Genomic DNA, 6554 nt, shown 5'->3' with positions numbered 1-6554 from the left:
GCGTCACCGGACGGTGGCGCAGCCCGCCCGCATGCCCTCGGGGCTGTGCGAAGCGCCGAGACCGTCTCCCGGGCGACACCGTCGTACGACGGAAAAGGCGGCGCCCCCTGTGACAGGGGGGGCGCCGCCCTCGTATCAGTGGAAGAAGTGGCGCGTGCCCGTGAAGTACATGGTCACGCCCGCCTTCTTGGCGGCCTCGACGACCTGCTCGTCCCGCACCGATCCACCCGGCTGCACGACGGCCTTGACGCCCGCCGCCGTGAGGATCTCCAGGCCGTCCGGGAACGGGAAGAACGCGTCCGACGCGGCGTACGAGCCGCGCGCCCGCTCCTCGCCGGCGCGCTCGACCGCGAGCTTCGCGGAGTCGACGCGGTTGACCTGGCCCATGCCGACGCCGACCGAGGCGCCGTCCTTGGCGAGCAGGATCGCGTTGGACTTGACCGCGCGGCAGGCCTTCCAGGCGAAGGAGAGCTCGGCCAGCTCCTCGGCGGACAGGGCGTCGCCCGTCGCCAGGGTCCAGTTCGCCGGGTCGTCGCCCTCGGCCTGGAGACGGTCGGTGACCTGGAGGAGCGCGCCGCCGTCGATCGGCTTGACCTCGACCGGGTTGGCCGGGGCGCCCTCGGCCCGCAGGACGCGGATGTTCTTCTTCTTGGCGAGAACCTCGACCGCGCCGTCCTCGTAACCGGGGGCGACGACGACCTCGGTGAAGATCTCGGCGACCTGCTCGGCCATCGCGACGGAGACCGGACGGTTGACGGCGATCACGCCGCCGAACGCGGAGAGCGGGTCGCAGGCGTGCGCCTTGCGGTGCGCCTCGGCGACGTCCGCGCCGACGGCGATGCCGCACGGGTTGGCGTGCTTGATGATCGCGACACAGGGCTCGGTGTGGTCGTACGCGGCCCGGCGCGCGGCGTCGGTGTCCGTGTAGTTGTTGTACGACATCTCCTTGCCGTGCAGCTGCTCGGCGTCGGCCAGGCCGCCGGTGCCGTCGACGTAGAGCGCGGCGCCCTGGTGCGGGTTCTCGCCGTAGCGCAGCACGTTGGAGCGCTCGTAGGTGGCGCCCAGGAAGTCGGGGAAGCCCGAGTCGTCGGCGGCGGCGTAGTCGTCGGCGAACCAGGAGGCGACGGCCACGTCGTACGCGGCGGTGTGCTGGAAGGCCTCGGCCGCCAGGCGCTTGCGCGTGGTCAGGTCGAAGCCGCCGCTCTGGGCGGCCGCGAGGACGTCGGCGTACCGCGCCGGGCTGGTGACCACGGCCACGGAGGGGTGGTTCTTGGCGGCGGCGCGGACCATCGACGGGCCGCCGATGTCGATCTGCTCGACGCACTCGTCGGGAGTGGCGCCGGAGGCGACGGTCTCCTTGAACGGGTACAGGTTCACGATCACCAGGTCGAAGGGCTCGACGCCCAGCTCGGCGAGCTGGTTGCGGTGGTCCTCCAGGCGCAGGTCGGCGAGGATGCCGGCGTGCACGCGCGGGTGGAGCGTCTTGACGCGGCCGTCCAGGCACTCGGGGAAGCCGGTGAGCTCCTCGACCTTGGTGACCGGGACGCCGGCCGCGGCGATCTTCGAGGCGGTGGAGCCGGTGGAGACGAGGGAGACACCCGCCTCGTGCAGGCCGCGGGCCAGCTCCTCAAGGCCGGTCTTGTCGTAGACGCTGACGAGTGCGCGGCGGATGGGGCGCTTCGTACCTTCGGCGGTCACGGGATTGTTACCTTTCGTCCCTCAATGCGGTAGCCGTGCCGGGCCAGACGCCCCACGACCTCGACGAGCAGCGAACGCTCGACTTCCTTGATGCGCTCATGGAGAGCGTCTTCATCGTCCTCGTCCCGGACCTCGACCACGCCCTGGGCGATGATCGGGCCGGTGTCGACGCCGTCGTCGACGAAGTGGACGGTGCATCCGGTGACCTTCGCGCCGTACGCGAGTGCGTCCCGCACTCCATGGGCACCGGGAAAACTGGGCAGCAACGCCGGATGGGTGTTGACGACCCGCCCGCCGAAACGGGCGAGGAACTCCTTGCCGACGATCTTCATGAAGCCGGCCGAGACGACCAGGTCGGGCTCGTACGCGGCGGTGGCCTCGGTCAGGGCGCGGTCCCACTCCTCGCGGGTCGCGTGGTCCTTCACCTTGCACACGAAGGTGGGCAGTCCGGCGCGCTCGGCGCGCTCCAGACCTGCGATGTGGTCGCGGTCCGCGCCGACGGCGACGATCTCCGCCCCGTACCCCTCGGGGTCGGCGGCGATGGCGTCGAGCAGGGCCTGGAGGTTGGTGCCGGACCCGGATACCAGGACGACGAGGCGGGCGGCGGCCACTCGGTCACTCTTTCCGTGGTGTTTGTACGGTCGCACAAAGGAATCGTGCCTCCGAATACGGGGAACCCTACGAAGGGCCCGACCGTCAGCAACGATACCGGCACACCGGACGGCCCCCACGGGACGGGGGCGTGGCCGGGGGGTAGCGTCAGGGTTCGACGACAGTAGAGACACCAGTTGACACGGCAGTTGAAACAGCAGTTGAGACAGCAGTTGCGACGACAGAGGGAAGACGTTCAGCAGATGCCGGAACGCCAGTCCACGGACGACAACAATCCGTTCGCGCCGCCGCCCGAGGGGCAGCCGGACCAGCCGTGGCAGCCGCGGCGGCCGGAGGGCTCGGACGACGACGCTTCGTCCGGCGACTCCGGTGGCTCGGGCGGCTCCGGAGGCCGCTGGAGCAGCCGTCAGCCGGGCCGCTCCTCCGACGGCTTCGGCCGCCGCCCCGAACGCCAGGGGGGCCCGGAGCAGGGCCAGGGGCCGAACCCGAAGTGGGACCCGACGGACCCGGCGCAGCGGCGTGCGCGGTACGCGCTGCTCGCGGGCATGTGGGCGTTCTTCTTCGCCATCTTCGAGATCCAGGAGCTGGCGCTGCTCCTGGGCGCGCTCGCCCTGTACTGGGCGATCAGCGCGCTGCGGACCAAGCCCAAGGCGCCGCCCTCGGATCCCTCCACGCCGCCGGCGCCCGCCGGTCCGGCCACCGGTCTCCCGGCGCGCGCCCAGCGCACGGCGGCCGTCAGCGGCCTGGTCGCGGCGGTGCTCTCCCTGCTGATCGTGGCGGGGAGTTTCACGATCCAGCTCGTGTACCGCGACTTCTACACCTGCGCCGACGACGCCCTGACCAAGTCCGGTCAGCTGGCCTGCAACGACCTGCTGCCGGAGCCGCTGCGGGACGTCTTCGGGGTGCAGGAGTAGACAGCACCGCCTAGTCCTCGGCGGGCGCCGGGGACTGCGACTCCGGCGCCGGGGGCTCCTCCGGCGCCGGAGGTGTCTCCGGGAAGGTCGGCGGCTCCGGGGGCGTAGGCGTCTCCTGGGAAGTCGGCGTCTCCAGGAATGTCGGCGGCTCCGGCGCCGTCCGTGGTGGGGCCGGGGGCGGCGGGGTCTGTTCCCAGGCCGCCGGGAGGTAGTCGTACGGCTCGAAGCCGCCCTCGTCGTCCTCCTCCTCGGCGAGCTGCTCGCGCACGGGCGTCGGCGCGGGCCCGGGCGCCGGGGCGGCGACGGACGCGAGCGGTACGGCCTCCGGCACGAGGGCGGCGCGCTCCGGCTTCGGGCCGCGGCGCACCCAGGCCCGTACGGCCAGGGCCGTCGGCACCCCCAGTGCCGCGCACCACAGCACCGCCGCCGCGCCCGTCTGCCACCACACCGGGCCGAACGCCGACAGTCGGCCCGACCCGAGCGGGCCGCCCGCGGCCGCCGCGAGGAGCGTCACCGCCGCGCCGCACGCCCAGGCCGCGAGCAGGACCGTCAGCGCCGCCTCCCGGCCCGTCCAGGTGCGTGCCGAACGTCCCACGGCTCCGCCCAGGAGCAGCACCGCGACGAGCGGGACGGCGACGGCGGCCCAGTGCGGCCAGGTGCCGGGGCCCTGGGCGGGCAGCGCGGCCAGCAGCGGGAAGGGCGGGACCGCGGCGGTTCCCGTGAGTCCGAGCGGTGTCGCCGAGGCGCCCGCGCCGATCGCGAATCCGGGCCCCAGACCGTACGACGCACCCCACACGGCCGCGTTCGGCAGCAGCGCGACGGCCAGCAGCAGCACGGAGACCTGCCCCGTCCACTCCCCCGCGAGCCCGGCGAAGGACTGGTGCGCCGCGTTCGCATGCCAGACCAGCGAGACCCCGAAGAGCGCGGCTCCTCCCCCGAAGAGAGCAACGAGCGCGGTCCCGGCCGAGCGCAGCGCCACGACCGCGTGCTCCTGTTCCGGCAGCGGGCGCCCGTTCGCCGTCCAGACGCCCAGGCCGGCCGCGGCGGCGACCGTCACGGGCAGCCAGAAGACGGCGGACGGCAGGTCCGCCGGGAGCGGACCGTTCGCCGCGTAGACCACGACACCTGCCGCGACCAGCAGATATCCACCGCACACCGCGGTCACCGCACCGGCGGCGGAGGGCCTGGACCCGTCCTCGGCCGACTCCAGGGTGTCCCGTGCGGCCCGGTGCGTGAGCCAGCCCGGCAGGGCCATGAGCAGCAGCGGGGCGACACCCAGCGGCGCGGGCACCCCGGTGAGGGTCTCCGTGCGGACGAGGTCCACCCCGTGGGCGAGCAGCCACAGCCCGGCGGTCGTGTGCAGGGCCCCGCCGGGTCCGCTGTCGGGGTACGGGGAGCTGATCCACGCCGCCATGACGAGTACCGCCAGCGCGCCGAGCCCGAGTCCGGCCGCGACCCCGCCGCGTACGACGGCGGTCGCCAGCGCGGTGGATCGGCCGCCCCGGACCCGTGGATCGGCCGTCGACGAGGGGGTGTGCTCGGTCAGCTGGGTCACGCGGCCCATGCTCCCAACGACACGCGCTTTTCACGCGTAACAGGCAAACCGCCGTTGTGTCGCTCAAGATACGTTTATGTACTTTTCCGCCCGGAGTAGCTCTGCGGGAGGTAGTCGCCCATGAGTCCGACGAGTCGGGGAACAGCCGATTCCGTCTCGCTGCCGTCTCCGAAGGAGCGGCGCCGATTGCGCGAGGCCCTGGGCCTGAGCGAGGAACACGTGGCCGACGCGATCGGCGTCACACGGGCCACGGTCCGCTCCTGGGAAACCGGCCGCACGGAGCCACGCGGCCGAAAGCGGGAGGCGTACGCAAAGCTCCTGACCGCCCCCGAGCCCACCTTCACGCCCCCGAACACCTCATCCGCGCCACCCCCGACCGCGGCGCGCAGTGAGACGGACCCCGTGGCACCCGGCTCCCCACCCAGGCCCGCTTCCGGGCCGCGTACGGACTCCACGGCGGCCGACTCCCCGCCGAGACCCACGTCCGTGCCGGCGACAAACCCCGCACCGGCCGGCCCACCACCCAGGCCCCCATCCGGGCCGCGTACGGACTCCACAGCGCCCGGCTCCCCGCCGATGCCCACGTCCGTGCCGGGGACGGACCCCGCACCGGCCGGCCCCCCGCTCAGGCCCGCTTCCAGGCCGGGGACCGGGTCCGAGAACGGTGGTCGGCCCGGTAGGCCCGCCGCGGCGCCCGCCGTGCCGCCGGTGAGCACCCGCCCGAAGGCCGCGGCCAAGCGCGCCGCCAAGCCTCCCAGGACCCCGGCACCCGCCGGACTCGGCCTCGGCTCCGGACGGAGGCCCGCTCGGCCCGTCCGGTCCGGCGCCCCCGCCACCCGATACCCCCAGGAGCGGCAGAAACCGGTGGAGACCCTCCTCGCGCCCCAGCCACCCGCGCCCCCCGCCCAGCCCCCGGCGGAGCCCACCCTCACCCCCGAGGAGGCCTTCGACGCGCTCTACGCGCACGCGGCCCCCGGTCTCGTCCACCAGGCGTATCTGCTGACAGGTCGCCGTCTGCTCGCCAGGGAGTCCGTCGAGCGCGCCTTCCACCAGGCCTGGGAGAACTGGCCCGAGGTCGCCGTGGACCGCGACCCCGTCGGCTGGGTACGGGCCGCCGCCTACGAGTACGCGCTCTCTCCCTGGCACCGGCTGCGCCGCGCCCACAAGCACCCCGACGCACCGCCCGCCGAGGCCGGGCGACGGGCCCTGCTCGCGACACTGCTCGAACTGCCGCCGCCGTACCGCCGTACCGTCCTGCTCTACGACGGACTCGGCCTCGACCTGCCCGAGACGGCGGCCGAGACCGAGGCGAGCACCCCCGCCGCCGCCAACCGGCTGCTGCACGCCCGTACCGTCATCGGGCAGCGCGTGCCCGAACTCGCCGACCCCCAGGCCCTGCACGAGCGGCTGGGCATCCTTGCCGCCGAGGCGCCGTCGACGACGCTCGCCGAGGCCGAGACCGTACGGTCGGGCAGCGAACGCCGCTCCCGGATGTGGACACGGGCGGTGGTCGGCGTGACGGCGGTGCTCATCGGAGCGACGGCCTTCACCGCCGCGACCGCGCCGACGCAGTACCTGCCGGTGAACCACCCGGGCGAGACCGTCAACGGCGTCCCGGTCCGCGGTGGCTCGCAGAAGCTCACCTCGGAGGACAAGCAGTTGCGCGACAAGCTGCGCTCGCAGCCGCACCACGGTCCGGAGCGGCTGATCCCCGAGCCCGAGTAGCCGCACGAGCCTGCGAACGCGAGTGGGCCCCGCGCCTCCCGGTTTCCCGG

The 6554-nt window shown here is 73.9% G+C and carries 5 protein-coding genes and 1 pseudogene; 3 read left to right on the top strand and 3 right to left on the bottom strand.

Features of this window, described 5'->3' with window-relative positions:
• Positions 1-135 precede the first annotated feature (135 nt).
• Positions 136-1698 carry a bifunctional phosphoribosylaminoimidazolecarboxamide formyltransferase/IMP cyclohydrolase gene (gene purH / locus ACFQ7Q_RS37185; RefSeq protein WP_383563395.1) on the bottom strand — a complete coding sequence of 521 codons (1563 nt, stop codon included), beginning with the start codon at positions 1696-1698 and terminating at the stop codon, positions 136-138.
• The gene (gene purN, locus ACFQ7Q_RS37180) at positions 1695-2309 is read right to left on the bottom strand and encodes a phosphoribosylglycinamide formyltransferase (protein ID WP_329116972.1); all 615 of its coding nucleotides are present in this window, start codon (positions 2307-2309) and stop codon (positions 1695-1697) included. Before purN ends, purH begins: the two co-directional genes overlap by 4 nt.
• 243 nt (positions 2310-2552) lie before the next feature.
• On the opposite strand from purN, the gene ACFQ7Q_RS37175 reads away from it, so the two are divergent.
• Positions 2553-3224: a hypothetical protein gene (locus ACFQ7Q_RS37175; RefSeq protein WP_383563392.1), complete on the top strand. Its 672-nt coding sequence runs from the start codon at positions 2553-2555 to the stop codon at positions 3222-3224.
• Between the two features lie 10 nt (positions 3225-3234).
• Here ACFQ7Q_RS37175 and ACFQ7Q_RS37170 read toward each other — a convergent pair whose 3' ends face one another.
• A complete protein-coding gene (locus tag ACFQ7Q_RS37170) occupies positions 3235-4788 on the bottom strand; it encodes a DUF6350 family protein (RefSeq protein WP_383563389.1) in 1554 nt (517 codons plus the stop codon).
• A 111-nt stretch (positions 4789-4899) separates the two neighbouring features.
• Here ACFQ7Q_RS37170 and ACFQ7Q_RS37165 point away from each other — a divergent pair.
• Positions 4900-5100, top strand: a pseudogene (locus tag ACFQ7Q_RS37165) (helix-turn-helix transcriptional regulator); the annotation flags it as partial.
• Positions 5101-5487: 387 nt separating this feature from the next.
• On the top strand, positions 5488-6504 hold the full coding sequence (locus ACFQ7Q_RS37160) for a sigma factor-like helix-turn-helix DNA-binding protein (RefSeq protein WP_383563398.1): 1017 nt from the start codon (positions 5488-5490) through the stop codon (positions 6502-6504).
• Positions 6505-6554 lie beyond the last annotated feature (50 nt).

The sequence above is a fragment of the Streptomyces sp. NPDC056527 genome, assembly GCF_042794475.1.
Classification (GTDB): domain Bacteria; phylum Actinomycetota; class Actinomycetes; order Streptomycetales; family Streptomycetaceae; genus Streptomyces.
This window is presented reverse-complemented; position numbering and strand designations above follow the sequence as displayed.

Bases quoted from the DNA above. Each gene is read 5' to 3' on its own strand.
- ACFQ7Q_RS37175 (WP_383563392.1), top strand. From the start codon at position 2,553: ATGCCGGAACGCCAGTCCACGGACGACAACAATCCGTTCGCGCCGCCG.
- ACFQ7Q_RS37170 (WP_383563389.1), bottom strand. From the start codon at position 4,788: ATGGGCCGCGTGACCCAGCTGACCGAGCACACCCCCTCGTCGACGGCC.